Source organism: Vibrio cidicii, assembly GCF_009665415.1.
Classification (GTDB): Bacteria; Pseudomonadota; Gammaproteobacteria; order Enterobacterales; family Vibrionaceae; genus Vibrio; species Vibrio cidicii.
This window is the reverse complement of sequence record NZ_CP035922.1, coordinates 1,171,829-1,195,336: the sequence shown is the minus strand read 5'-3', so window position 1 is coordinate 1,195,336 and position 23,508 is coordinate 1,171,829. Positions and strand designations below refer to the sequence as shown.

At 46.5% G+C, this 23,508-nt stretch carries 23 protein-coding genes and 3 tRNA genes; 7 read left to right on the top strand and 19 right to left on the bottom strand.

Translation table 11 applies throughout. The features are described from left to right. On the bottom strand, nucleotides 1-1,383 hold the full coding sequence (locus EWA64_RS20845; RefSeq protein WP_061894348.1) for a TolC family protein: 1,383 nt from the start codon (nucleotides 1,381-1,383) through the stop codon (nucleotides 1-3). Between the two features lie 90 nt (nucleotides 1,384-1,473). Further along, on the bottom strand, nucleotides 1,474-1,824 hold the full coding sequence (locus tag EWA64_RS20840) for a hypothetical protein (protein WP_425315134.1): 351 nt from the start codon (nucleotides 1,822-1,824) through the stop codon (nucleotides 1,474-1,476). A gap of 266 nt (nucleotides 1,825-2,090) precedes the next feature. Between EWA64_RS20840 and EWA64_RS20835 the strand changes: the two genes are divergently transcribed. Next, entirely contained in the window at nucleotides 2,091-2,471 is a 381-nt protein-coding gene (locus EWA64_RS20835) for a hypothetical protein (protein ID WP_061894350.1), read from the top strand. 235 nt (nucleotides 2,472-2,706) lie between these two features. Continuing rightward, a complete protein-coding gene (locus EWA64_RS20830) occupies nucleotides 2,707-3,498 on the top strand; it encodes an MBL fold metallo-hydrolase (protein WP_244881455.1) in 792 nt (263 codons plus the stop codon). A 27-nt stretch (nucleotides 3,499-3,525) separates the two neighbouring features. On the opposite strand, the gene EWA64_RS20825 is transcribed toward EWA64_RS20830, so the two are convergent. Together EWA64_RS20825 and rimK are read right to left on the bottom strand one after the other, a co-directional pair. Then, nucleotides 3,526-3,954, bottom strand: a complete 429-nt coding sequence (locus EWA64_RS20825) for an ATP-dependent zinc protease family protein (RefSeq protein WP_039428131.1) — start codon at nucleotides 3,952-3,954, stop codon at nucleotides 3,526-3,528. 65 nt (nucleotides 3,955-4,019) lie between these two features. Next, complete coding sequence (gene rimK, locus EWA64_RS20820) at nucleotides 4,020-4,925, bottom strand: 30S ribosomal protein S6--L-glutamate ligase (protein WP_039428130.1); 906 nt, start codon at nucleotides 4,923-4,925, stop codon at nucleotides 4,020-4,022. Nucleotides 4,926-5,903: 978 nt separating this feature from the next. Here rimK and EWA64_RS20815 point away from each other — a divergent pair. Beyond that, nucleotides 5,904-6,215 (top strand): hypothetical protein, encoded by a 312-nt coding sequence (locus EWA64_RS20815; RefSeq protein ID WP_061894351.1) that lies wholly within the window; start codon nucleotides 5,904-5,906, stop codon nucleotides 6,213-6,215. A gap of 450 nt (nucleotides 6,216-6,665) precedes the next feature. Here the strand turns inward: EWA64_RS20815 and EWA64_RS20810 are convergent, their stop codons facing one another. After that, nucleotides 6,666-7,004 carry a YggL 50S ribosome-binding family protein gene (locus EWA64_RS20810; RefSeq protein WP_039442679.1) on the bottom strand — a complete coding sequence of 113 codons (339 nt, stop codon included), beginning with the start codon at nucleotides 7,002-7,004 and terminating at the stop codon, nucleotides 6,666-6,668. 260 nt (nucleotides 7,005-7,264) lie between these two features. Here EWA64_RS20810 and EWA64_RS20805 point away from each other — a divergent pair, with 260 nt between their 5' ends. Continuing rightward, nucleotides 7,265-9,307, top strand: coding sequence for a PhoX family protein (locus EWA64_RS20805; protein WP_061894352.1), 2,043 nt, complete (start codon nucleotides 7,265-7,267; stop codon nucleotides 9,305-9,307). A 120-nt stretch (nucleotides 9,308-9,427) separates the two neighbouring features. Here the strand turns inward: EWA64_RS20805 and EWA64_RS20800 are convergent, their stop codons facing one another. Together EWA64_RS20800 and EWA64_RS20795 are read right to left on the bottom strand one after the other, a co-directional pair. After that, nucleotides 9,428-10,156, bottom strand: coding sequence for a transporter substrate-binding domain-containing protein (locus EWA64_RS20800; protein WP_061894353.1), 729 nt, complete (start codon nucleotides 10,154-10,156; stop codon nucleotides 9,428-9,430). A 39-nt stretch (nucleotides 10,157-10,195) separates the two neighbouring features. Then, nucleotides 10,196-11,731 (bottom strand): methyl-accepting chemotaxis protein, encoded by a 1,536-nt coding sequence (locus tag EWA64_RS20795; protein WP_061894661.1) that lies wholly within the window; start codon nucleotides 11,729-11,731, stop codon nucleotides 10,196-10,198. 205 nt (nucleotides 11,732-11,936) lie between these two features. On the opposite strand from EWA64_RS20795, the gene EWA64_RS20790 reads away from it, so the two are divergent. After that, nucleotides 11,937-12,713, top strand: coding sequence for a substrate-binding periplasmic protein (locus EWA64_RS20790; protein WP_061894354.1), 777 nt, complete (start codon nucleotides 11,937-11,939; stop codon nucleotides 12,711-12,713). A 293-nt stretch (nucleotides 12,714-13,006) separates the two neighbouring features. On the opposite strand, the gene EWA64_RS20785 is transcribed toward EWA64_RS20790, so the two are convergent. The 6 genes from EWA64_RS20785 to artP form a co-directional block, all read right to left on the bottom strand. Continuing rightward, the gene (locus EWA64_RS20785) at nucleotides 13,007-13,756 is read right to left on the bottom strand and encodes a substrate-binding periplasmic protein (RefSeq protein WP_061894355.1); all 750 of its coding nucleotides are present in this window, start codon (nucleotides 13,754-13,756) and stop codon (nucleotides 13,007-13,009) included. Nucleotides 13,757-14,023: 267 nt separating this feature from the next. Continuing rightward, complete coding sequence (locus EWA64_RS20780) at nucleotides 14,024-14,437, bottom strand: GFA family protein (protein WP_061894356.1); 414 nt, start codon at nucleotides 14,435-14,437, stop codon at nucleotides 14,024-14,026. Nucleotides 14,438-14,637: 200 nt separating this feature from the next. After that, on the bottom strand, nucleotides 14,638-15,306 hold the full coding sequence (gene artM, locus EWA64_RS20775; RefSeq protein ID WP_061894357.1) for an arginine ABC transporter permease ArtM: 669 nt from the start codon (nucleotides 15,304-15,306) through the stop codon (nucleotides 14,638-14,640). After that, complete coding sequence (gene artQ / locus EWA64_RS20770) at nucleotides 15,303-15,992, bottom strand: arginine ABC transporter permease ArtQ (protein WP_061894358.1); 690 nt, start codon at nucleotides 15,990-15,992, stop codon at nucleotides 15,303-15,305. The genes artM and artQ overlap by 4 nt, the downstream gene beginning before the upstream one ends. Nucleotide 15,993: 1 nt before the next feature. Further along, nucleotides 15,994-16,725: an arginine ABC transporter substrate-binding protein gene (locus tag EWA64_RS20765; RefSeq protein WP_061894359.1), complete on the bottom strand. Its 732-nt coding sequence runs from the start codon at nucleotides 16,723-16,725 to the stop codon at nucleotides 15,994-15,996. Between the two features lie 63 nt (nucleotides 16,726-16,788). After that, a complete protein-coding gene (artP, locus tag EWA64_RS20760; RefSeq protein ID WP_039428106.1) occupies nucleotides 16,789-17,517 on the bottom strand; it encodes an arginine ABC transporter ATP-binding protein ArtP in 729 nt (242 codons plus the stop codon). 242 nt (nucleotides 17,518-17,759) lie between these two features. On the opposite strand from artP, the gene EWA64_RS20755 reads away from it, so the two are divergent. Beyond that, complete coding sequence (locus EWA64_RS20755; RefSeq protein ID WP_061894360.1) at nucleotides 17,760-18,212, top strand: copper resistance protein NlpE; 453 nt, start codon at nucleotides 17,760-17,762, stop codon at nucleotides 18,210-18,212. A 118-nt stretch (nucleotides 18,213-18,330) separates the two neighbouring features. Continuing rightward, nucleotides 18,331-19,203 carry a mechanosensitive ion channel family protein gene (locus EWA64_RS20750; RefSeq protein WP_061894662.1) on the top strand — a complete coding sequence of 291 codons (873 nt, stop codon included), beginning with the start codon at nucleotides 18,331-18,333 and terminating at the stop codon, nucleotides 19,201-19,203. Between the two features lie 347 nt (nucleotides 19,204-19,550). Here the strand turns inward: EWA64_RS20750 and EWA64_RS20745 are convergent. The 6 genes from EWA64_RS20745 to EWA64_RS20720 all read right to left on the bottom strand — a co-directional run bounded on the left by EWA64_RS20745 (nucleotide 19,551) and on the right by EWA64_RS20720 (nucleotide 23,494). Beyond that, nucleotides 19,551-19,626: transfer RNA gene (locus EWA64_RS20745), tRNA-Asn, on the bottom strand. A gap of 140 nt (nucleotides 19,627-19,766) precedes the next feature. Then, nucleotides 19,767-19,842, bottom strand: a tRNA-Phe gene (locus EWA64_RS20740). Nucleotides 19,843-19,875: 33 nt separating this feature from the next. After that, nucleotides 19,876-19,966, bottom strand: a tRNA-Ser gene (locus tag EWA64_RS20735). Between the two features lie 216 nt (nucleotides 19,967-20,182). After that, entirely contained in the window at nucleotides 20,183-20,764 is a 582-nt protein-coding gene (locus EWA64_RS20730) for a porin family protein (protein WP_061894362.1), read from the bottom strand. A gap of 162 nt (nucleotides 20,765-20,926) precedes the next feature. Next, on the bottom strand, nucleotides 20,927-21,577 hold the full coding sequence (locus tag EWA64_RS20725; protein WP_061894363.1) for a PGAP1-like alpha/beta domain-containing protein: 651 nt from the start codon (nucleotides 21,575-21,577) through the stop codon (nucleotides 20,927-20,929). Between the two features lie 48 nt (nucleotides 21,578-21,625). Then, complete coding sequence (locus EWA64_RS20720) at nucleotides 21,626-23,494, bottom strand: MFS transporter (protein ID WP_061894364.1); 1,869 nt, start codon at nucleotides 23,492-23,494, stop codon at nucleotides 21,626-21,628. Between the last annotated feature and the right edge of the window lie 14 nt (nucleotides 23,495-23,508).

Below are 23,508 nucleotides of genomic sequence, written 5' to 3'. Positions count from 1 at the left end.
TTATTCCTTTGCTGATTGCTGACGAGTGGCATCGATATGGGTGAGTTCTGGTTTAGCAACGACATAGTTAAAACCACCAAGTAGCATGCTGAGGTTGCTGTTCACTTGGTTAAGGTCGGTGATGAGTCGTTGAGATTCCAGTTCGACGGCCAGCTCGTCACGAGTGGCGGCAATCACATCATTAAATTGTGCGGTACTGTTTTGGTAGCCTCGCTCAATCGCTTTGGTGCGAGCTTTAGCTTGTTCTACCAATGTGGTTTGGTAGCGCTCAAGGCGCTGTTCAAGATTGGTTCGATCAACCATCAGTGCATTGACCTTGGCATTCATCTGAGAGAGCAGTAGATCTTTCTGTGATTGAGCGGCACCTACCTGATATTGTGCGGCAGCATGATTACGATCTTGGCGGTTGCCGGTAAACAGAGGAATATCCATGGTTAAATAGGCACTGACCAAATCAGAGGCTGGCTCACCTTTCATATTGTTCGCTTGGCGATACGCATACATCACTTCGACACCAAATTGCGGAGTGTAGGATTGCTCTGCCAGTTCCACCTGCGTCTGGCTAACGGCGATACTGGCATCGGCCATTCGCACCATCGGATGTTGTGCGAGAAGTGAAAAGTATTGCTCATTATTGACCGACGCGAGCAGAGTATCGAGCGATTGCCAGTTCAGTTGATTGGTTGCTTGCAGCATGGTTTGTTTCCCCAACCATTCGCTACCTAACCACTCAGACATTTGTGACAGAATGCGACGTTGCATCTGTTGGTTGGCTTGCAGCTTTTCTTCTAATTGGCTGACTTGCAACTGTGCGTTGAGCAGGTCTTGGGCTTCACTCTTACCAATTGAATAGTTGGTACTGATGAAACTTTCCAGCTCACGCATTAAACGCTGATTTTCACGTAGAACGCGTTCAGCTTGCTGCTGATAGCCGAGTTCCAGCCAAAGCTGCGTCATACTGTTGGCCACTTCCCGTTCGCGGGTGTCGACTTGAAGCGCCATACCATCAGCTTGCTGAGTGGCTTTTTTACTCTGTAAGTCTAGCGTTGAACCTCGTTCAAACTGCTGCATTAGACCAACAGAAATGTTGGTCATTGGGTCTTCGTCGAACTTAAAGCTATCGACAGGTAAACCACCAAAACCCACTTTGAGTTTGGGATCCATGAGAGTCGCAGCGGCGACACCGGTTTCTCGCATTGCTTGCGATTGGGCATAGAACTGCTTGCGGCTGGCGTCGTTTGCCAGAGCCTGTTCAATAAGCAGCATTAAAGGTTCACTCTGTGAGAGCAACTGACCTGATGCTACAGTTGAAGACTGCGCCATCACTGGAGTTGCAACCAGAGCGGAAACGCTGATACACAGCGCCAATAAGCTTGGTTTCATTTTTATAATCCAATCTGCACGTCAAAAAGGGACGTGAAAATACACACCACAGCTCGTTAGAGCTTGTGATACGACATATCGATGATCGGATTACGCTATCGGGGGGCGATAGAGAGATTGCTGTCTTTGGATGACCAATGTGGAGGATTCATGCGGAATCAACGCCAACTGATAATGGGCTTGTAGGCTGTAGCTACTTTGTGGAAGAAAGGCAAAAACACTCACGCAGGCTGCAGTACAGCAACTATGAATGGCAAGGTCATCATTCATACAGGGTGGGTGACTGTTTTTCTCAGAAGAGGGGGGCATATGCATCGCATGAGAAGACATCTCATCCATTGTCATTGAACAGGCAGAGGCGACATCGGTTTGTATTGAGGATGCATTGAGCATTTGAAAAGTCATTAAAGGCGCGCTGGAGGCAAAACTTGAGCTCAGCATGGCAAAGATGCTGATGAGTGAGATCCAGAAGATGCGAACAGAAGAGAAACGCATGTCGTGCCTTAAATGAAAAAGATAGCCGTACTTTAAAGCTTAACCCTGGGGGAAGGTCAAGCATAAAAGCGTTCTAAAGGATGATTTTGCATCATCGTGTTAGCGCGAGTTTGCCACAGAGCCCCAATTCTGTTTTCCTTCGCTATTGAGATAGTATTTTGCGAGAAATCGCGCATAATTCTGCTATCCAACACTCACAGAAGAAATGACTTATGACTGATTTCCAATATTACTTTCACCCACTGCCTTGTTTTAACTGTAAAAAAACTACCGTCAGCACGGATCTGGGTTGGTTAACGGCAGCGATGAAAGAGGATGTGTTAGCCCAAGTGGCCGTAATTACTGCACAAGACAATGTGGAACCTGATCTGGCGGTCAACGTGACTTGTACCAAAGAAGAAGCGCGTGATTACTTGTTGCTTAACTTCTACGGCTACTCAGAAGAAGAGCTGGTGGATCAAGTGGAAGAAGAAGATGAACAAGAAGTTGCGGCTGAAATCGCCGATCTCACCGCAGAAGGTAACGAGACAATCGTGTTCGAACACGAAATTGCCCTACAAAGTTGTACCGATTGCGATATGGATAGTGAGTGACACGGAGCGAAATGAGTTAGCTTAAACGCGCTTTTCAGGTCAAAAAATAGAAAATCCCTCAACGTTGGTTGGGGGGGGGTTGTTTCTAGAGCAGAGCCTTAAATCTCGCTCCACACTATTTCCTCGTTAATGTGGCGCATAGCTGACGTTGTACAAATTTGTTGCTAAGCTATTGGTCAGACCAGATAGGGTCATGGATGAAATGCCTAACTAAAGGCAATAAAGGGAAATTTTGGTGAGATTACATACAATTCAAGGCTATATCCAGATCATGTATTTGGCGGAATATCCTGACAAACTGATGCTCTTGGATGGAGCAAGCCGGGCCGATATTCCCTATCTTAAGCAATTTATTGATCACGAGTTGGGAAAATCATTCTCCGACCTCAAAGTGGTGGTGGTGACGCACATGCATCCGGATCACGCGGGTGGGGCCCATCTTCTGCGACGTTTGACAGGGTGCAAACTGGTTTCGGCTGACAAAACGCACGATTGGTATCACGGCTGGGATGGATTTTTGATGCATTTAACCGATCTAGCGTTAGCACGTTGGATGGCTAACCGACTGAAAAAGCCAAGGCGTAATCTTTGGTATTCGAGACGGCTTAAACCGGACTACCGCTTGCGTGACGGTCAAGCGATTCCGGGCTTTGAAGATTGGCAAATATTAGAAACGCCGGGGCATACCGATCGCGACCTATCGGTCTATCATCCTCAGCAAGATATTCTCTATGTCGCCGATTTAATGGTGGAAGTGAAAAAGCATCTGATTGCGCCTTTTCCAGTTTTTCATCCCAATAAGTATCGTGCATCGCTTAAGCGAGTGTTCGAAATGCAGCCGAAAATGCTACTTGCTGCGCATGGTGGACAAGTCGTATTTGATGAGGTTGCTTATCAGCACATTCTGAATACCGCACCGCGTAGCCCTGCAACACATTGGCGGGTAACGAAAGTTAAGCTGAGAGGGTTAGTTGGTTCGATAGGGCGTTTGGCTGTTGGCAGCAAGAAAAGTCATAAAAGAGAGTGAGGAGGAGAAAATCTCCTCCTATTCAACTCAAGAGGCTAATACGTGAGACTGACTTGGGTCCACTAGGACTTTATCTGACATGCCTTGGCGGCCCAACAACATCATGTAGGTCATATCTTGACGGTTACTAAGGGTGATCTCAATCGGCCACTCTTGGTCTCCCATCCGCAATAGGGTTTCGATCACACAGCGGTGTTCAAAGGTTCCGTTGGAAGATTTCACTTTTCTGCATGCTTTAAGAGGCGCACTGCAACGCACAATTTTTTCCAAATGATAGACATCAGGATGAAGGTCAAACTCGACATACTTTCTGCCTTTCTTTCTCAGACAAAGCAGATTATCAACGTGCAGAGAAGAAGTCTGCGCGCCAGTATCAATTCGTGTCTCTAAGTGAGTAATCCCTAACTCTGGTAAGCAGACAGCTTCAGTATTTCCGATGATCAATTTCTGAGTCATTGTATATATCCAAGCTTGCTACGCAATTTTAAGTATAGTGAAAGGCTCGCTTTCACCGCGGATGATTATCCTTTGCCTCGTGTGCGATTGGCATTTGGCTTCGCGTTCTTTTCGATAAACTCATAGATCATGCCTGCGATGTCCTTTTGCGTGGCTTTTTCGATCCCTTCTAGGCCGGGAGAAGAGTTCACTTCCATGACCACTGGGCCGTTTTTCGACTGGAGAATGTCCACACCACAAAGGTTCAGTCCCATTGCTTTGGCCGCATTGATCGCGGTCGCACGCTCTTCTTTGTTCAGACGAATCAGTTGCGCCGTTCCACCACGGTGTAGATTGGAGCGGAACTCTCCCTCTTTGGCCTGACGCTTCATCGCGGCGATGACTTTGTTCCCCACCACAAAACAGCGAATATCAGCGCCTTTGGCTTCTTCGATAAACTCTTGCACCATGATGTTGGCTTTCAGTCCCATAAAGGCTTCGATAACGCTCTCTGCCGCTTTGCTGGTTTCAGCCAATACCACGCCAATGCCTTGAGTGCCTTCAAGAAGCTTGATCACCAGTGGGGCACCGCCAACGTTTTTGATCACGTCTTGGATGTTGTCTGGATGATGTGCAAAACCAGTGCGTGGTAAGCCAATGCCTTTGCGCGATAACAACTGCAAAGAACGCAGTTTGTCGCGCGAACGGCTAATGGCGACCGATTCGTTGATACAGAAGGTTCCCATCATTTCAAACTGGCGAACCACTGCAGTGCCGTAGAAGGTGACTGAAGCGCCAATGCGTGGAATGACAGCGTCATACTCCGGCAATTCTTCACCCTTGTAGCGAATCTTAGGGTTGTTGCTCGTAATGTCCATATAGCAGTGCAACGTGTCGATGACATCCACTTGGTGTCCACGTGCTTCACCAGCCTGCTTTAAGCGAGTGGTGGAATATAGACTCTCATTACGAGAAAGAATAGCAATACGCATGGCATTTCCTTAGTAAGTCATGACCAATTTCAAATCATTTAAGAATAAAGCGAACGGGTTTAAATGATGTGACATACCCCTTAAATAACGCGGGCAAAAACCATTCGTTCACACGATTCAGGATTGTGGTAGAACACCACATCGTTTTTGAGGTGCGCACCTTAGATTTTTTTAACTAGCGATGAAAACGAAAAAAACTCATCGTAAGGACAAAAATATTCTATCAACGTGGCATCCCTTACGGCTAATGATTGTCAAGTGAAAAAGGCGTCGGATATTAGAAAAATTGGTTATGGTAGCGTGAGTTACAACTGGTCCGATTAGACTTCTGGCCGTCTGAAGTAGTTTATAAGCGGATGATGCAACAAGTGGCTAGCTACCTGTTTAGTAATAATAGAAGAGGGAACAAATTTGGTGCGATTGTTTTTTCTTCTATCTATGTTCTTAGATAGGAGTGACAGTGCGTAGTCGGTAATCGATCTCGCCAAACAGCCCACCTCATTTCTTGAGCGTTTATTAACCATTGGTAGCAACTTAATCGATCTCGATAAGGTTCTCTAGGACTGAAGGTTGAAAATGTGCAAAAACACAACTTTTTGTGCAGCGATCTTGCTGGCGGGATAAAATAAAACCCCGCCTGGTTTCCCAGACGGGGCTTATTCTCTTTCGCAGCAATCCAGCTACTGATAGTGCTCCCTGCATCTATCCATGATATTGGCTAAATCCTTTAACCTAATCCTTGTTACATCGCCTTCCTAGCGGTGTCCTTGCTGGCCTGTCATCCTGACGGGCGTAACTCTATCCCAGAGTGTCACTTCCTTGCTGATAACTCATCCTAAGTCATCAAATCTTCATCCTGAAGATACCCAATCCTTTAGGCTTTGTCCTGTTCCCGCCAACATCCTGTTGACGGACCTAGTATTGATTTTTTACGTAACGCTGACAATTGCTGTTGTGGAAAATAATTAGAGAGAAAAAATGCCATTTGAAAAAAAATTATATAAAAACAATAGTTTGTGGCTTTTATTGGTTGTGGTCTTAGCTGAGAATAGTAGAAAGGCTTACATCTCTTGTAAGAGATCTCGCACAAAGTTGATGGCCAAAGTCGTTATTAACCTTTTTGCTTCTATGGAAAAAATGCTTCGGCAGTCACACTCATCGTCGATGAATGAATGCGGAGTGGGTGTGCCGTTATTAAAAATGAGGCTGTTGGACTGGCATGACAATTGTATGAGTTTTAATCATCAGGAAAGCGGAACAAAATTGCCATTTTTCTGTCATATGAGCTGAGTAGATTAGAAGTTGCCATGACAATAGGTACCATCAGGGTTCAAAAAATGAGTTGCAACTTTTGGTGATTTGTCATTAACTTGTGAAGTTACTCACAGCCAAAGTCGAGGTTACCCGATATGTTATCGGAGCAAATAAACCTCAGAGAAAATAGATAAGTCTATATTTAGGCAGATAATTTAAGGAGATTGCTATGAGAAAAGTGAGAAGAGCTCAGCTTCATCGCATCCGTATCCAATATTGGAAAGATGTGAAAGATGCATCTAAAAAATCTTGCTAAGTAGTTAAAACCGTAAACCGTTAAGTCAATACCGTAATAAATCAGTCATACCAAAAAATCGAGCTGGCGTTGGGACGAGTGATCCCCACAACTGCCAGCTCAAATATCTCTTCATCTAGTCAGTTTTATCTCACCAGAATCCGATTTTGTATCAAGATCTTAAATAGATCTTACAAGTAGTTTGCGTCAGCTAGCTCGCTTGCTAGAACCGATTTGACTTCTGCACGTGCGTTTAGCCATTCAAGCACTTGCGCTTTTTGCTCTTCTGTCGCGCTCGCGTAACGCTCTTTGGCACAAATGAAGCCTTCGAAATGTTCTAAACCGCCACCGCCAAAGCACAGACCCAACGCATCGATGAAATCAATGAAATCATCGACAAAAACGTCATAGCGATCAAAGTCGTGGATGTCGGTTTCACAGCTGATTTCGAAACCAAGAATAGCGAACTCGCCTAAAAACAGTTTTTTGCGAAGACGACGGTTTTTGTTTTCCACTTTATCTAGTTTCATTATGTTCTCTCGCTAGGGTTGTAATGATAAAAAGCCCATACTGCAAAAACCACTGAGTATGCTTTGCTTGTTCAGGCGTGCGTCTTTATAACGTTGTTTGTCCTAGAAACCAAAGACTATTGCGCTTATTCGCTTCTAATTGACTAATTCATAACATTTATTCAAACAAATCTTCATAAAGATAGACAAAATTTGTCATTTTTCTATCTCATGATGTTCCCCGCTCAACTCTAATTATTAACACTTGGGACAATAAACTTATGAGTAAGGAAACATTTGACGCGACGCGTTATAACCATAGCCAAAACAAGCCTTTTGAAGAGGTTTTAGAAGCGAGTCTTACTCGACGTAACATCCTCAAAGGAGGGCTTGGTATCAGTGCGATGACGGCGTTTGGCGCATTTGGTTTAGCGGGCTGTAACAGCTCTTCAACGGCCGCATCGGCTGGCAGTAATGCTGGAGCAGGAAAAGCAACGGCGGTGCTCAATTTTGACTCAATTGCCGGATCGTTAACTGATGCGGTGAGCGTACCACCTGGGTATAAAGCGCAAGTTCTAGTTCCTTGGGGAACGCCGCTCAACAGCAAAGCGGCGGCATGGAAATCGGATGCCAGCAACAGCGCAGACGATCAGCAATATTCGCTTGGCATGCACCATGATGGGATGCATTTCTTCCCAATTAATGGCAACCCCAATGATGGTTTACTCTGTATCAACCACGAATACATTGATGAAGATGCCTTGCACACCAATGGTCAAACTTTTGTCAACGGTGCTCGTACCATCGTCGATGAAGTGCGCAAAGAGATCAACGCACATGGCGTTTCAGTTGTGCGTATCAAGCTCGAAGATAATGTGTGGAAAATGGTGGACAACGATCCACTTAACCGCCGCTACACAGGGGCGACGGTCATGGACATTTCCGGCCCGATGGCCTACTCCGAACATCTGGTGACACGCTTCTCACCAGACGGCAGCCAAGCGCGCGGTACGCTAAACAACTGCGGTAACGGCTATACACCTTGGGGCACTTATCTCACCTGTGAAGAAAACTGGCCGGGTTACTTTGTTAATACCGATACATTGACCGCAGAGCAGTCTCGTATCGGTATTGAAAAAAGTGGCACAACGCGTTACGCGTGGGAAACTTTGGCCGGACATGCAGAAGAGCGTCTAGACGAATTTACCCGTTTTAGCGTTGCACCAACTGGAGCAAGCGCGATGGATGACTACCGCAATGAAGCGAGTGGTCACGGTTACATCGTTGAGATAGACCCATATACCGCGAACTCAAGAGCGGTAAAACGTACTGCGCTTGGCCGTTTCCGTCATGAAGGTTGTACGTTTGGTAAGCTGCAAGTGGGTAAGCCAGTAGTCTTCTATTCCGGCCATGATTCACGCTTCGAGTATCTGTACAAGTTTGAATCGAAAGCGCTGTGGGATGCAGCAGATGCTGAACCCGCTAACCGCTTAGCAACTGGCGATAAATACATGGACGAAGGCACCTTGTATGTCGCACGCTTCAACGAAGATGGAACAGGTACTTGGCTACCATTGACCCTAGAGAGTGTGACAACAGACGGAGGTACACTGGCAGACAGTTTCGCTTCGCTGGCCGATATCATTCTTAATACCGCAGGTGCCGCAGACTTGGTTGGCGCGACGCCTATGGATCGTCCAGAATGGTGCGCGGTAGATCCCTACACAGGCAGCGTTTATCTCACATTAACCAATAATACCAAGCGCACAGAAGCCAACTCGGCTAACCCACGTTTGAACAATAAGTTTGGTCACGTGATTCGTTGGGAAGAAGGCACAAGTTCGACGGCGTTTAGTTGGGATATTTTTGTCTTTGGCTCTCCTGCTAACGGCGATGCTGCTACTAACCGCTCAGGTTTGACGGATTTGAACCAGTTTGCTAGCCCAGACGGCTTGGCCTTTGATGGCCGCGGTATCTTGTGGATCCAAACGGATAACGGCGCCAGTGAAGTCACCGGTTACACCAATGATCAAATGTTGGCTGTCGTACCTTCACGTATGGTCGACGAAAATGGCAAGCAGGTGACGGTTGGTGCCGACAACCAAACGCAGTTGAAGCGCTTTTTTGTTGGACCAAACGGTTGTGAAGTGACGGGGTTTGCCATCAGTCCAGATTACAAATCGGTGTTCGTGAACATTCAACATCCAGGCAACTGGCCATATTCCGATGATGCAGCAGAAGCCACACCTGCTGGCGTTACGGTAAGACCTCGCGCTGCGACGGTAGTGATTCGCCGTGAAGATGGCGGAGAAATTGCGCTCTAACCGTATTTTTTCAGTCAGCCGCAGTCAAAAAAAATGGCCCCGATTTCAGGGGCCATTTATCAATTTTCTTTTTCGAACGCCTGTTCTCATCAAATCCCGTTCATCTTTGAGAGGTAGACACTACTTAATGCCATATTTGCGTAAGATGTTGTCGAACGTACCGTTTGCTTTGATCTCGGCCAGACCCTTGTTAAACGCCGCAATAATCTCACCATTTCGAGCGTTCGCTACCCCAGAGGTGACGTGGAGAGGATTAATTGAAAGTGCATTTTGAGTAAACTCGAAATCATCTAGATTCATTCCTGCCCCTGACAAGGTTGATTTAGCCACCAACTCATCTTCTAAGGTCAAATCAATTCGGTTCGCCAAAAGTTTCTTCGCATTAGTCAGTAGATCGTTGGCTTCAGGTTTATTGAAATTGGTCGCATTGAGAAACTCATCGCCATAACCATAATTGCGTACGATGCCGACGTTTTTCCCAGTCAGGCTTGAGATGCCTTGATAGTCGAAGCTGTCCCCTTTGCGTTTGATAAACTTAAGTGAATTTTCTAGATAGGGTTGGCTGTAATTAAGATAGGAAGTTCGCTCTTGTGTAAACCATGTTGCGACCAACACATCCACTCGCCCTTCTTTCACGTCATTCAAAGCGCGTGTCCAAGGCATGATTTTAAAATCCACATCATATCCTTGTGTTTTAAAGGCTTCAGTAACGATTTCCACTGAAATCCCTTTGTTCATGTTGTCTTGCTGAACAAACGGTGGCCAAGGATCTTGAGCCGCCGTGATGGTCGCAGCATGGGCGGAGAAGGAGAGTAATAAGGCACTGACTGTAAGCAAAAGCGTTTTCATAAGCTTTCCTCTTTGTAAGAAGCGAAATAAGTTTAGGTACTAGGTACGGAACTTGGTCATGTGTCGAGCAATGTTCTGACTTAAGTCAAGTACCTCTTCGGTGCGCTGGGCATTTTGAACTGCGCCAGAGGAGACTTCATTGGACGCTTCAGATGCCTCGACAATCGCTTGACTGATCTCTTCAACCGCTTGTCTTTGTTCTTCGGTGGCTTGAGAAATTTGGCCGTTGCGATCAGAGATCACGCTGATCAGTTCTTGCACTTGATTAACCGAATCTTGTGAATCACTGACGCGGGTTGCCGTTTTCTCAAGCAAAGAGGCTATGCGGGACAGCTCTTGTTCTACCGAGGTAGTGGCACTACCTAAGGTGGCAATGTTTTTCTGGATTTGCTCGGTTGATTGGCTGGTTTTTACCGCCAAGTTGCGCACTTCATCGGCGACCACGGCGAAGCCACGGCCTTGTTCACCAGCGCGAGCCGCCTCGATGGCTGCGTTAAGCGCCAGTAGGTTCGTCTGCTCAGAGATATCATTAATCACGTTGAGCACGGTGGTAATCTTCTCCCCTTCGTTAACCAACACATGCATCTTGTCGTTTACCTGATTCATTTCATTGCGCATGTTAATGATTTCATTCGCAGAATGTTCGATGGCTTGATTGACTTGATTGGCAAGGGAGGTCGCGGTGTGGGCTTGGTCGGCTGTTTCAGAGGCCGTGTCTGCGACGATAGAGACGGAATGGTTAAGCTCGGTTGCCGCCGCCGCAACGGTGCTCAGTTGATGTTTCTGCTGCTCAAGCTTGTTGGCATTCTCACGGGCATTGCTGCCGCTTTCGCGTGCTTTCTCTTCCAATGTGACGGATGAATGGCTGACATCTTGCACAATCACACGCAAGCTTTCGGTAAAGGTGTTGATGCCGTCGGTAATGTCATCAAACTCTTTGTACTTCGCTGGGGCGAGCTTGTTAGCCAGATCGCCGTCGCCGGATGAGAGTGATTGAATCACGTTGGTGAGTTGGCGTATCGGTTTCAAAACGGTAGCTGCCAGCGCAGCGATAACAACGACACTGATAATCAGAGCAACGATGCCAAGTTCTACGAGATTGAGAAGTAGAGACTGTGCCAGCTTTTCATCTAAAATACGCGTGTTGTAGTAAACGTTCACTTTGCCGACGGATTTCTCCTCGCCATAATCGGAGAAAAGCAGCTCTTTGCTCACCATCATCTCGGCTGAAAATGCGCTTTTGTCTTTGACGTCCACACCTGCTTTATCGTTTTCACTTTGGCTCGGTTGTAGGAAAACCAAGTCACTTCCTTGGGTATCTTGCAACTGAATTGCGGAAATTTCCGGTAAGTTTAGCTCAGCAGAAATCGCTCTTTTAGCGGTATCAAGGTCAAAATCCCACACCGCTTTTGGGAGGCTGATGGCCATACGTTGGCTGGTGTTGTTAACACTCAGCATCAGTTCAGCAGTCAAGCTTTGCTTAAAGTTTTGATGCTTAATAAAGGCAGAAACCAGAAGAACTAAGGTGACTGCGAAAATGACTTGAGCGAGAAATACGATTTTTAAACTTTTCACGGCAGGCACTCTCGATTTGGATGCTTCTTAAAAAAGTAGTTTCAAGCGAGAGAATATGCAAATTCAATCATCGCTTAATTCGATAGAAAATAGCCTGTTATCTGTTTTGTAGGCAGTCCACCTTTCTCACTTTTCTGATTTCTTGATTTATCTTGATAGGCAGAACTATAACTAACAGTGATATTTATCTCTGGAGAGATTTAATATGAAACAATGGACATTAATAGGTTTGCTAGTGTTAGCTCTTCTGCCAAAATCGAGTGCGGCAGAATCTTTACGTGTTGTTACTCTTGAATACCCACCCTATATCGAGAGTAAAGGATCGCAAGTATCTGGTATAGCAGTGAATTTGGTCGCAGAAATATTTAGCAATTTGGAGATCCCTGCGGAAATTACCGTTCTTCCTTGGGCTCGTGCACTCAACTATATGGAGACCGGAGAAGCTGATGCCATATTTACCATATTTAAAACGCCACAGAGGGAAGAGTTTGCTTATTTTAGTGAACAGGTTTTGTTTAGGCAAAATATCAGCTTAATTCGTAATCAAAACAGTTCAGTAAACTCAAATGATATAGAGCAAAAGCGTTTTTCTGGTTTGAGTTTGTGTGTGGTAAACAAAGTGAGTTACGGAGAGTACATTGATTCGAAGATCAAATCTGGCACGTTTAAAACCATAGCTAGGCAGAATTCAGCTGAACAATGTGCTCTGATGCTAAGTGCAGGCCGTGTCGACCTTTGGGTGTCGAATGAGTTTGGTGCTCGCAGTATTATCGCTCGGTTAGCTTTGCAGGATAAATTGGAAATCATGCTGCCACCGATGCAAACCACCTTGAGTTATATTGCTTTTTCTAAAAAGCGCCAGAGTGAAGAGTTACGAAATCGCTTTGATGTGGAACTACAGAAAATGAAACAAACAGGACGCTACTTTGAATTGATCAATGACTATTTTTCTAGTCTGACACCTGATAAAACTGGAATGTGATCATTCTCCTAATGGAAAATTGAGCGATGATCGATGCGCTCACTTTTTTATGCATCTAGATCCAGTATTTAGAAATGTCTTTTGACTAACTTATTTGTTTTTAAGATGAATTTAAAGAATCAAGTAAGGAGCAATTTTCGTAATGTAATAAAGTAAGGAAATTGCAAGGATAACAAGAAATTTTGGGTGTTAAGAAAATAATTGGAATAAGCAATTTTAATAAAAACATATAATTCATTTAATACTGATGTTCCCCTAAATGTTTTTGTTAGGGGAACATCTAAGCGTTGACTTTACTGGTAATTGCCTTTGATTGACTCTTGCTCAAATTTTTGTAGTTTTCCCTCCGCCAGTACTTTGGCTAGACCGCGGTTGAAAGCATCTAAGATCTCTTGCGCTCTGGGGGATTTTTTCGGCACGATGAGAAAGTAGTCTCTTTCTACGATCGGTTTGTCATTCATCTCGATTTGATCGGTTAAGCCGAGTCGCATGACGGTCGTTTGGCCAACATTGGAGTCTTCCAAAACAATGTCTAAACGTCCACCTGCAAGTTTCTTATAGTTCGCGTCGGCATCGGAGATACGGGAGATCTTCACCACCCCTTGTTTTTCTAAATCCTCAACACCATAGGCATAGCCAATGACTCCACCGATAGCGTATTTGGCGAGATCTTCAGGTTTACTCCACATAATCTGTGCGCCCTTACGTTGGAATAAGGATGTTTTTAGAGTCAGCACTTTATCTGAGTAGAAGAAATGCTGCGCTCTCTCTTCATTTCTGCTCCACAGAAACGAGCCGTCTAACTCACCGTCCTGTGTCTGTTCAAAACCCCGTTTCCAAGGTAAGTAAACAAACTCAACGTTGTAGCCTTCTGCGGCGAAGGCTTCGGTGACTAAATGAGAGATATAACCTCCATGTTTGAGTGACTTGGATTGGTAAGGTGCCCATTCGCCATTGGCGAGCCTAACGGTGTTGGCCAAGCTGCTGGATGAAAACAGTGCGATAAGAATAAAAGAAAAAAATCTGGTACTTAATCGGTTCATACCGAGTCTCCTTTTCGGTCACCTAGGCGAGTGCGGTTTTGGCGAAAACGTCTTCGTCGTGGTAACTAATAAATCTGACTGAATATTTGAATCCATGGCGGTAAACAACAGACCGCTTTATTTAGATTAGACTACAGTTGCCATATTGGTGATAAGGATGTTACTAAGGAGAATCTAGATACGATTAAAGTGAAGAGAGCACAACGTCACCCCATTTCTGCCTAGAGAGAGTGGGCTGGTTCAGCCCATTCTGCGTTGCAGCGGAAGCTAGGATTGCTTTTCAAATACCTCAACACCTTGTGGAATCTCATACCAGCTCTGTTTCTCCTTGACCCAAACATGGGTAGTCGGTTGAAACAGAGACTGCACATCAGGCGCAACGGGTTTGAGTTTCAGTTTAATGACCTCTGGTGCCGCGGGATTGAAGTGATAAATTCGGTTACCACAGCCGGGACAAAATTTAGCGGCGTTGATATTGCCACTTTCGGAGGCGCGTTGCCACTCATGCATCTCACCTTTAAATTCAATGTCTTGCACATGAACCAACGCGGTAACACTAAAGGGGCTGGTAGAGAGTTTTTGACATTCAGTGCAGTGACAAGCAAGCACTTTAAAGGGAGCTTTGTGCAGTTGATACTCGACTTGTCCACATTGACAGCTGGCGCTAATTGGAAATTCCATAAACAGTTCCTTTGGTGAGTTGATGTTGGATACTGTAGGGAAAAAGCGCATTGCTCTGCCACTAGAATCGTGGCTTTAGTGTGATTTCATTGCAAAGAGTGATCTGGGTGGAAAATTACGTGGAATAGAAAGGGCAGAGAGCGATGTGGCTTTCTGCCGTTGAGGGAGCACAATCGGACAAGCATTGAGAGCTGGTCACCTTAGTGCGCTTCAAATGCGAGAGCTTTTTTCTCAATCTGACGGAAAAGTAAGGTCAAGATCGCATTGATGGTGAGATAAAACGCCCCGGCGACACCGAAGACGGTCAAGGTATCGTAGGTTTGTGCATTGATGCGTTGTGCATAACCCATCAAATCCATAATGGTAATGGTGCTGGCCAGAGACGTCCCTTTGAATACCAAAATCACTTCATTCGAGTAAGCCGGTACAGCACGTCTTAGCGCATAAGGCAGTAATACTTGTAAGGTTCTGATTTTATCCATGCCTAATGCACGGCAAGCTTGCCATTGTCCGGAAGGGATAGCGTTAAATGCGCCTTTAAATAACAGAGTACTGTAGGCCGCCGTGTTGAGTGCCAGTGCCAGCATGGCGCAAAACCAAGGTTGGCTAAACCAGTGCCATAGAAAACTGTCGCGAATCCAATCAAACTGCCCCGGGCCGTAATAGATCAAGAAAATCTGTACCAGCAGCGGCGTGCCAGTAAACAGGGTGATCAGGCTGCGGCTTAGCCAATGCAACACTGGCACTCGTAAAATCAATGTGGTGGTCATTAAAAGCGACAGGATACAGCCCACAAGCAGTGAAGCGACAGTTAGCTCTAAGCTGGTGGCTAAGCCTTGCAGTAATTGCCAAACATGTTGCTCTTTCATGCTTTGCCTCCTTCACTGATACTCATTCCTTGAATGGAGAATTTCTTATCGATCACTTTTACCAAGCGTTGAGTGATGAGCGTAATAAGCAGATAAATCGCCGCCGCAGTGGCATACCAAGTAAAGGCCTCATGAGTTGCTGCTGAGGTTAACTGCGCCTGTTTGAGCAGGTCCGTCACGCCGATCAAGGAAACTAAAGCGGTATCTTTTAGCAGCACCAACCACTGGTTGGTTAACCCAGGCAACGCGTGGCGAATGGCCTGTGGCAGGACGATGCGAAAAAATGCATGGCTTTTGGCTATGCCCAGCGCACTGGCCGCTTCACGTTGTCCTCTGCCAACCGCTTTGAGTGCGCCGCGCAGGGTTTGCGAGGCATAAGAGGCGAAAATCAGAGATAACGCCACCACGCCAGAAAGAAACGGACTAACTTCGACGAAATCACCGGTAAGTAAAAACAGCACCTGCGTCGAACCGAAATAGATGAACAGGACGACGAGAATTTCTGGCAGGCCGCGCAGCAAGGTGACCAACAGCGTTGTTGGCCACTTGACGACGACAAGCCGAGCCATCTCGCCACTGGCGAAAATGACCGCCAGAACCAGACCAACCAACAGGCTGACCACTGCAAGTTGGACGGTCATCCAGCTTGCTTGAACCAGTGAAAGTGAGTAGCCCGTCAGCCCCATATTAGTTTCCGAAGTACTGGTTAAAAATGGTTTGATACTCGCCGTTTGCTTTCACAGCTTTAAGTGCTGCATTCAGATCAGCGACCAGTTTCTGGTTGTCTTTATTGACCGCGATACCAAAGCCGTTCCCGAAGTATTGTGTGTTGGTAACGTATTCGCCGACGTAAGCGAGATTGTTCTCTTTCTTGAACCATTCCGCGACAACCGCAGTGTCACCGAATACCGAGTCAATACGGCCATTTTTCATATCGATAAAGGCGTCTTGGTAGCTGGCGTAAGGGACGGCGGTCACGCCTGCCATTTGTTCAAGTAAGTAGCTTTGGTGAGTTGAACCATTTTGCACTCCAACGCGTTTGCCTTTCAGAGCACCTTGATCGGCCACTTTGCCCGCGATGGAAACAAATGCTGCTGAGTTATCGTAATAAGCATCCGTAAAGCTGACTTGCTCAAGACGCGCTTCGGTGATGTCCATAGCGGAAATCGCCGCGTCGTAACGTTTGAACTTCAGGGCAGGAATAAGGCTATCAAACGCTTGATTGTGGAAGCTGCATTTCGCTTGCATCTGTTTACACAGCGCGTTGGCTAAATCGACATCGAAACCTTGGATTTGATTGTTCTCATCCATGTATTCGAACGGCGCATAAGTGGCCTCCATGGCGAATTTAATTTCCTGCTGAGCAGCTACGTTGGTAGAGACGAGTCCGATAAGGGACGCCAGTAACATCTTTTTCATTGTAATACTCCGTGTTTTTATGCGCTGAAGCTCCCTCTGGGGCTCGCTTCTTATTTTGTTCTTTTAGTGCTTTAAATAATCCGCAAACTGGCTGGTTTGTGGCTGGGTAAACGCTTGTTTAGTGCCATGCTCGACGATCTTCCCTTTCTCAAGGTAGAGCACATGGCTGGCAATTTTTTTTGCAAAATCGACTTCGTGTGTCACGACCACTTGGGTAATGCCCGTTTCACTCAGTTGATTAATAATTTTCACTACCTGATTGGTGATTTCGGGATCGAGCGCCGCCGTTGGTTCGTCAAACAGCAGTACCTCTGGCTTCATCATCAGGGCGCGGGCGATAGCGACACGCTGTTGCTGACCACCGGAGAGTTCCAACGGCCAAGCATCTGCTTTTTCAGCCAATTGCAACGTGGTTAAGATCTGTGTCGCTTGCTCTTTGGCTTCGGCTTTGTTCAAGCCTAAGACCTTGACCGGGGCTTCGATTAAATTTTCTAGTACGGTCATGTGCGGCCAAAGATGGTATTGCTGGAAAACCATGCCAACTTTACGTCTTAGCTGCAAACCTAGATGTTCACTCATTGGCTGAGCGAAATCGAAAGTTTGCCCAGCGATATTCAGCTGACCGCTATCGGCATTTTCAAGTAGGTTCAACACGCGCAAAAGAGAGCTTTTACCCGCACCGCTTGGGCCGAGTAAGACTAAGGTTTCGCCTTTGTCACAACGAAAATGAATATCGTGCAATACTTGGGTGGTGCCGTAAGACTTATTGATGCCATTAACCTGAATCGTCATGTCTCATTTCTGCGTTAGTTGTTATGTGGCTTATGCTAGCATTTTTGCTGATCTATGCAATAAAAATGTATATAAATTTATTATGTTGCTTTTTTGTATAGTTTTAAGCCGATCTATCAGACAGACCTACTGGTTAAACCAGCATCTGTTTTGCCAATATTGAGTCAATAATAGCGAAGCGACGCTGTTTTTCTCAGCAAAGGGGCTAAGATGAGGCGAAAGCAACGAGATAAGGAGTGAAAATGAAAATAAATGCAATTGTTGCCTTGGGTATGGCCTCATTACTGTTGGGTTGCCAGTCCAGCGAGAATCTTAGCGCGGATGTCCAAGCAACGAAAAGTGAGCCAGTGATGAGTGTTGCTGACAGCGCGCACAATGCGAGAAATTCGCTCGATTGGAGCGGCACTTATCAAGGTACGCTGCCTTGTGCTGATTGCGAGGGTATTGAAGTTTCTCTCACACTGAATCAAGACGGCACCTATCAGCTCATTCGTAATTATGTTGGCGAAGTCAGTGGGCAATTTACTTCGCAAGATCGCTTCCATTGGGATGAGCGCGGCAGTGTGGTGATTCTTTCTGGTGAAGAGGCGCCGAATCAGTTCTTCGTCGGAGAAAATGTTCTTTTCATGCTCGACAGACAAGGGCAGCGTATTAACGGGCAGTTGGCGGACCTCTACCGCCTGATTAAACAGTAAATAACTCTGGTGAGTTAACGTTTTTGCCGCCGCCGTTTGCGCTCTGTCGACCAGTTTTATAGAGTGTGCGCCTACACAAACTGAGGGATTGAGCCCTCTTTTTTCTATGGGGTATTTTGTGGAGAACGTACTGCTGGTTGTCGATTTTCTTCTGCAGCACAAATTGATTTTTACCGCGTTGATTGTGTTATTCGTCATCGCGATTCGCCGTTTTACTTTGTCAATTATCCGCGGTGATGCGGCGCTAATCACGCAGAAACAACGTAACTGGATGTCGCTTACCAAAAATGGCACTTTCGCTGCGACACTGCTTATTCTATTTGCCCTTTGGCAAGCGGAAATCAACCAGTTTGCACTTTCTGTTACCGCAATTGCGGTGGCAATCGTGGTTGCGTCGAAAGAGATTATTCTCTGTTTTACGGGTTCGATCCAAAGAGCGAGTTCGCGCTCGTTTCGCGTCGGAGATTGGATAGAAGTGGGCAAGATCTGTGGTGAGGTGATCGAACACAATATGATGGCGACCGTGATTCAAGAGATCGATTTGCACCACGGCCAGTATCACTTTACTGGAAAAACCGCGACGTTGCCGAACAGCATGTTTTTTACCTACCCGGTGAAAAACCTCAATTTTATGAAGCGCTATGTCTACCACAATTTTTCCATTGTGGTGCCGGAGTTCGTCAACTTGTATCCGCTTATCCCTCTTTTAACCGAAAAGATTGAAGAACACTGCCACTATTTCAGTGACGTGGCTCGCCGCTACAACGCCATGATTGAAAAGCATGCGGGTGTCGATTTGCCGGGCTCTGAACCGCACATACATATCACGACCACCGCCGCTGGTGAACAGGTTGTGCACTACATGATTTTTTGCCCGACCGATAAAGCGACTCACTTGGAACACTTGATCCGCCAAGATTTTATGCATGCGTACGAAGAGCGCTTTAAAACTCAGGAAAACAAAACAGCTGAATTGTCCCTGTCCGCTTGAAGCTGCGTAGCCGAGGTCTAGACTAAAAGGTGTAATCAAAGGCAACGTTGCTCGGGGGGAAAAATGGTAGGGCAATGGATTTAGGAATTTCATCATTCGCCGTCCGGTACCATCAGTTACGTGGTATCGGATGGTCGTACCCACCAAGCTATCATTATCGATCCTGTGGCAGACTGTTGTATTGAATCGGGGGAGATACGTTTCGATTCTGCCGATACACTGCTTGAGTATATTGCAGTCAATCAGGAACTGCTGACGTCGGCGTTGACTTATAATCTCACCGCACAGCTGCCCGATTGCTGAAGCATAAAGAAAAAGCCTTATCTTTCGATAAGGCTTTTTAAATGTGGCTCCTCCTGCTGGGCTCGAACCAGCGACCTGCGGATTAACAGTCCGTCGCTCTACCGACTGAGCTAAGGAGGAACGATTCTTTTATCGTGCTTGGCACTTACTGACGTTTTAATAAAACACCAGCTAATTTAAATGGTGCCTCGAGGCGGAATAACGGGCTCGCCCAGAGCACTGACCGGGGTTTTCAACGAAAAAACACCAGCTATTTTAAATGGTGCCTCGAGGCGGAATCGAACCACCGACACGAGGATTTTCAATCCTCTGCTCTACCGACTGAGCTATCGAGGCAAACTATCTAGCACAAGCTAAATAGTGCAAAAGTGGCGGAGAGATAGGGATTTGAACCCTAGGTACGCTATTAACGTACGCCGGTTTTCAAGACCGGTGCTTTCAACCACTCAGCCATCTCTCCGTAGGCCGCGATAATAGGGGGAAGAGATTCGCTTGTAAAGCGGAAAAAATTCAATTGCTTGATTTATCGCCACTTAGGCGCTTATTCGCTGTGATTTTGAGCGTTTGATCTCTTTTTACGCGACGTTTCGTCGCAAAGTATGCGTGCAAATAACAAAGATAAAAAAACCGGAGTGGTGTGACTCCGGTTGGTGACGTTTTTTCTGCGGCTGAGCGCTTAGAATTTGTAAGTGACACCCGCATAAAGCGCACCGATGCTGTAAGCCACATCTTTGGTGACCACGCTGCTGTTTTCTACATAAGTGGTGCGAATACCGAAGATCTCGCTATCGTATCCAACGCGGAACGCTAGTCCATTCAGTGTTGGCGGTGCATATTCTAGACCGAGACCGAAATGGATGGCGGTACCCTGATCGTCTTCGAGTGTCTGTGTCTTTTCGCTTAGGTCAAGCGCCGAAAGACCAATTAAGCCGTACGGGCGAAAGCCGTTATCAAAGCTGTATCCTAGATTGGCGTTGATCGACAATGCCGTAGGCGACCAAGTATTCACTGGGTTAGTGAACTTAATATCACCGTATTTATTGTACTGTGCCTCAATACCCACGATACGGTTAAACTGATAACCAGCGATAAGTTTAAGTGCGCTGCCATCGGCTTTGCCATCCACACTTTCATCGCTGTCGAAATCGGTAGAACCTATGCCACCACCAACATAAAATCCTGACACTTTCGACTCAGCTTGAGCTGCTGATACGGCGGCTAAGCTCAGTATAGCGAGTGCGATCGCTTTCATTCTCATTGTTATTTCCCACTAATTTGGTCTAAGGAGTTGCTTGCTGTTCTTTTTTTGCAACTCACAACACTTTCTGTGCTCTGGTTTTGAACACTGTTTTATAGTGGCCGGGATGATATACAAATCTCATAATAATTGCCATAGGCAGAGGGAATTTATTGATGATGTCTATTTTAGATGGCGATTTTTAGCCCAATTCTCGTTGTGTATAAAACGGGAGTGGCGAATAAAGTGGTCAATCTGCTTGGCAATAAAGAGATTGTAGATTAGGCCAGTGTGACTAGTGTGTGCCATGAAATGGTCAGTCATACCCGCGATTTTGGTCTCTTCGACAGTGACGGTGCCGTCAGATAAGGTATGATTATCCATTAGTAGAAACGGTCTTGCTCCCAAAGGTAGAGTGCCCGCAATACTGCCCAGTTTTTGCGGCCATCGCCAACGGTCATCGTGCAGATCCAAACCGTGTTTAGGCGCGTTACCAAGCATGGCGCCAAAACCTAACTCTTTAATGCGCTCGGCAATGGAGGCGCCTTGTAATGGTGAGCCTATCGTCACGACATGGGAGATGGAGGCTGTCGAAGGTTGCCGCGACGCAAGATAATGTTTGATCATCAGCCCGCCGAGGCTGTGACCCACTAACACGTTGGGGGAGAAGGGGTCGAGCGCCTGATCGATCGTCTGATAGACTTTTTCCTCATCAATCTTGACTGAGTTGTAGGTCAGGGTTTGCGTTTGATAGCCCAGCTTTCGCAAGCGGTGGCTAAGTGGCTGCATAACCAAGCCATGCATATACAACCCATGTAAGATGATGATTTTCATCTCGACTCCTTTCGTGGCTGCGATGAGTATCGCATGCGATTTATTCTGTTACTGTGACTCTGCTCGAGCAAGCAAGTTTTGTACTTGCTGAAATAATTGGTGACGGTCAGTGACATCACCAGACACGACTTCGCCAATGTTGACGCTGACTTTTGACCAGAAGCGGCTTGGTCGCTTAGTACAAGCATGCCCATTTTTATGACTGAAAAACGATCCCCACAGCCCGACTAAACCCACCGGAATCACCTTGACAGGGTTATGTTGCAAAATCTTTTCTATCCCGGGGCGAAATTCCCCCAACAACCCATCGGTGGTCAAACGACCTTCAGGGAAAAGACACACCACTTCGCCATTGTTGAGCGCTTGGTCTATTTGCTGAAAAGCGTTTTGATAGGTGTCACGACATTTTTTCGGCGAACAAATAGGGATCACACCAGCGTGTCGGAATAGAGGTTTGAGCAGTGGTATTTCGCTGATCTCTTTCGCCATCACAAAACGAACTGGCCTTGGTGATACGCCCATCAGAATCAGCGCATCGACGTAACTAACGTGATTCGCTACCAGCAGAGCGGCTCCTTGCTGAGGGATCAACTCTCGGCCACGAATCGTCACGCGATACATCAGATGGCTGAGTAAGTAGCTGACAAAACGTTGCGTAAACTCAGGCACTTGGCGATAAACGTATACCGCCACGATAAGATTGACGACCGCGAGCAGAGCAAATAACTGGACGATAGAGAACCCGAGCACCGTTAAAAGGACGATGGTCAAAGCGGCTGACGCGACCATAAATAGCGAGTTCATGATGTTGTTGGCGGCGATTGCTTGCGCACATTGCCCATGCTCGGCGCGTGATTGGATAAAAGCATACAGAGGTACAACGAATAGGCCGCCACTAACGCCAACCATGAAGAGATCAAACATGACTCGCCAGTGTGCTGACTGAGCTATAAATGCTCCTGCTTGCCAGTAGGGGTCACTCAACGGTTGGCTTTGCGGAAGAGCAAGCAGCAAGTCAATGCCAAACAGTGTTAAACCAGCAATGCCAAAAGGCAAAATACCGAGTTCCACTTGATCAAAAGAGAGTTTTTCACACAGCCAAGATCCAGCGGCAATGCCGATAGAAAAGAGGGCCAGCAGCAGCGAGACCACGGTACTGTCGGCGTGCAAGTGGATTTTCGCAAAGTTAGGGAACTGAGTGAGATAAGTTGCGCCCAGAAACCAGAACCAACTGATGGCGAGGATTGCCATCCAGATGCCGTGATTACGCTGGCTGTTTTTGAGTGTGGTGATTAAGGCAGAAATTGGCTGGAAGCTTCCCTTGCCCGCAGTGCTGGCTGGTAAAGAAGGGATCAAACGGCTGGTGAACACCCCAATTAGTGACAAAACGAGCACGAGCCCTGCGGCAATCGGTAGCCCATCGTCGAGCGCGATGAGTAATCCGGCGGTTAGAGTACCTGCAAGAATCGAGATAAAGGTGCCCATTTCGACCCAAGCGTTGCCTTTGACCAGTTCACGAGGCAGCAACGCTTGCGGCAGCAGAGAGTATTTGACCGGGCCGAAGTACGCCGACTGGGTTCCCGTGAGAAAGAGCAGCACCAGCATGGCGATAGGGCTTTGCGTCAAAATAGCCACGGCAGCGCATCCCATGATAAAAAATTCGGCGATTTTCAAACGGCGGATCAGGCGCGCTTTGTCCATGTGATCGGCGATTTGCCCCGCATGCGCAGAAAAGAGTAAAAAGGGCAGAATAAACAGACCCGCAGCCAAGTTGACAAATAGATCGACAGGCATTGGCAAGCTATCGAGCTGGCTGTAAGTGACCATCAGCAGCAAGATATTTTTATAGACATTGTCATTTAAAGCGCCCAAACATTGGGTGCAAAAGTAAGGAAAAAATCGACGAGAAAATAACATTTTAGCCTCCATGA

Bases quoted from the DNA above. Each gene is read 5' to 3' on its own strand.
- EWA64_RS20755 (WP_061894360.1), top strand. From the start codon at position 17,760: ATGAAAATAAATGCAATTGTTGCCTTGGGTATGGCCTCATTACTGTTG.
- EWA64_RS20810 (WP_039442679.1), bottom strand. From the start codon at position 7,004: ATGAAACTAGATAAAGTGGAAAACAAAAACCGTCGTCTTCGCAAAAAA.
- artP (WP_039428106.1), bottom strand. From the start codon at position 17,517: ATGACGATTCAGGTTAATGGCATCAATAAGTCTTACGGCACCACCCAA.
- EWA64_RS20730 (WP_061894362.1), bottom strand. From the start codon at position 20,764: ATGAGAATGAAAGCGATCGCACTCGCTATACTGAGCTTAGCCGCCGTA.
- EWA64_RS20815 (WP_061894351.1), top strand. From the start codon at position 5,904: ATGCCATTTGAAAAAAAATTATATAAAAACAATAGTTTGTGGCTTTTA.
- EWA64_RS20825 (WP_039428131.1), bottom strand. From the start codon at position 3,954: ATGACTCAGAAATTGATCATCGGAAATACTGAAGCTGTCTGCTTACCA.
- artQ (WP_061894358.1), bottom strand. From the start codon at position 15,992: ATGGGGCTGACGGGCTACTCACTTTCACTGGTTCAAGCAAGCTGGATG.
- EWA64_RS20835 (WP_061894350.1), top strand. From the start codon at position 2,091: ATGACTGATTTCCAATATTACTTTCACCCACTGCCTTGTTTTAACTGT.
- EWA64_RS20840 (WP_425315134.1), bottom strand. From the start codon at position 1,824: ATGCTGAGCTCAAGTTTTGCCTCCAGCGCGCCTTTAATGACTTTTCAA.
- EWA64_RS20805 (WP_061894352.1), top strand. From the start codon at position 7,265: ATGAGTAAGGAAACATTTGACGCGACGCGTTATAACCATAGCCAAAAC.
- EWA64_RS20720 (WP_061894364.1), bottom strand. From the start codon at position 23,494: ATGTTATTTTCTCGTCGATTTTTTCCTTACTTTTGCACCCAATGTTTG.
- EWA64_RS20725 (WP_061894363.1), bottom strand. From the start codon at position 21,577: ATGAAAATCATCATCTTACATGGGTTGTATATGCATGGCTTGGTTATG.
- EWA64_RS20780 (WP_061894356.1), bottom strand. From the start codon at position 14,437: ATGGAATTTCCAATTAGCGCCAGCTGTCAATGTGGACAAGTCGAGTAT.
- artM (WP_061894357.1), bottom strand. From the start codon at position 15,306: ATGAAAGAGCAACATGTTTGGCAATTACTGCAAGGCTTAGCCACCAGC.
- EWA64_RS20765 (WP_061894359.1), bottom strand. From the start codon at position 16,725: ATGAAAAAGATGTTACTGGCGTCCCTTATCGGACTCGTCTCTACCAAC.
- EWA64_RS20800 (WP_061894353.1), bottom strand. From the start codon at position 10,156: ATGAAAACGCTTTTGCTTACAGTCAGTGCCTTATTACTCTCCTTCTCC.
- rimK (WP_039428130.1), bottom strand. From the start codon at position 4,925: ATGCGTATTGCTATTCTTTCTCGTAATGAGAGTCTATATTCCACCACT.
- EWA64_RS20845 (WP_061894348.1), bottom strand. From the start codon at position 1,383: ATGAAACCAAGCTTATTGGCGCTGTGTATCAGCGTTTCCGCTCTGGTT.
- EWA64_RS20790 (WP_061894354.1), top strand. From the start codon at position 11,937: ATGAAACAATGGACATTAATAGGTTTGCTAGTGTTAGCTCTTCTGCCA.
- EWA64_RS20785 (WP_061894355.1), bottom strand. From the start codon at position 13,756: ATGAACCGATTAAGTACCAGATTTTTTTCTTTTATTCTTATCGCACTG.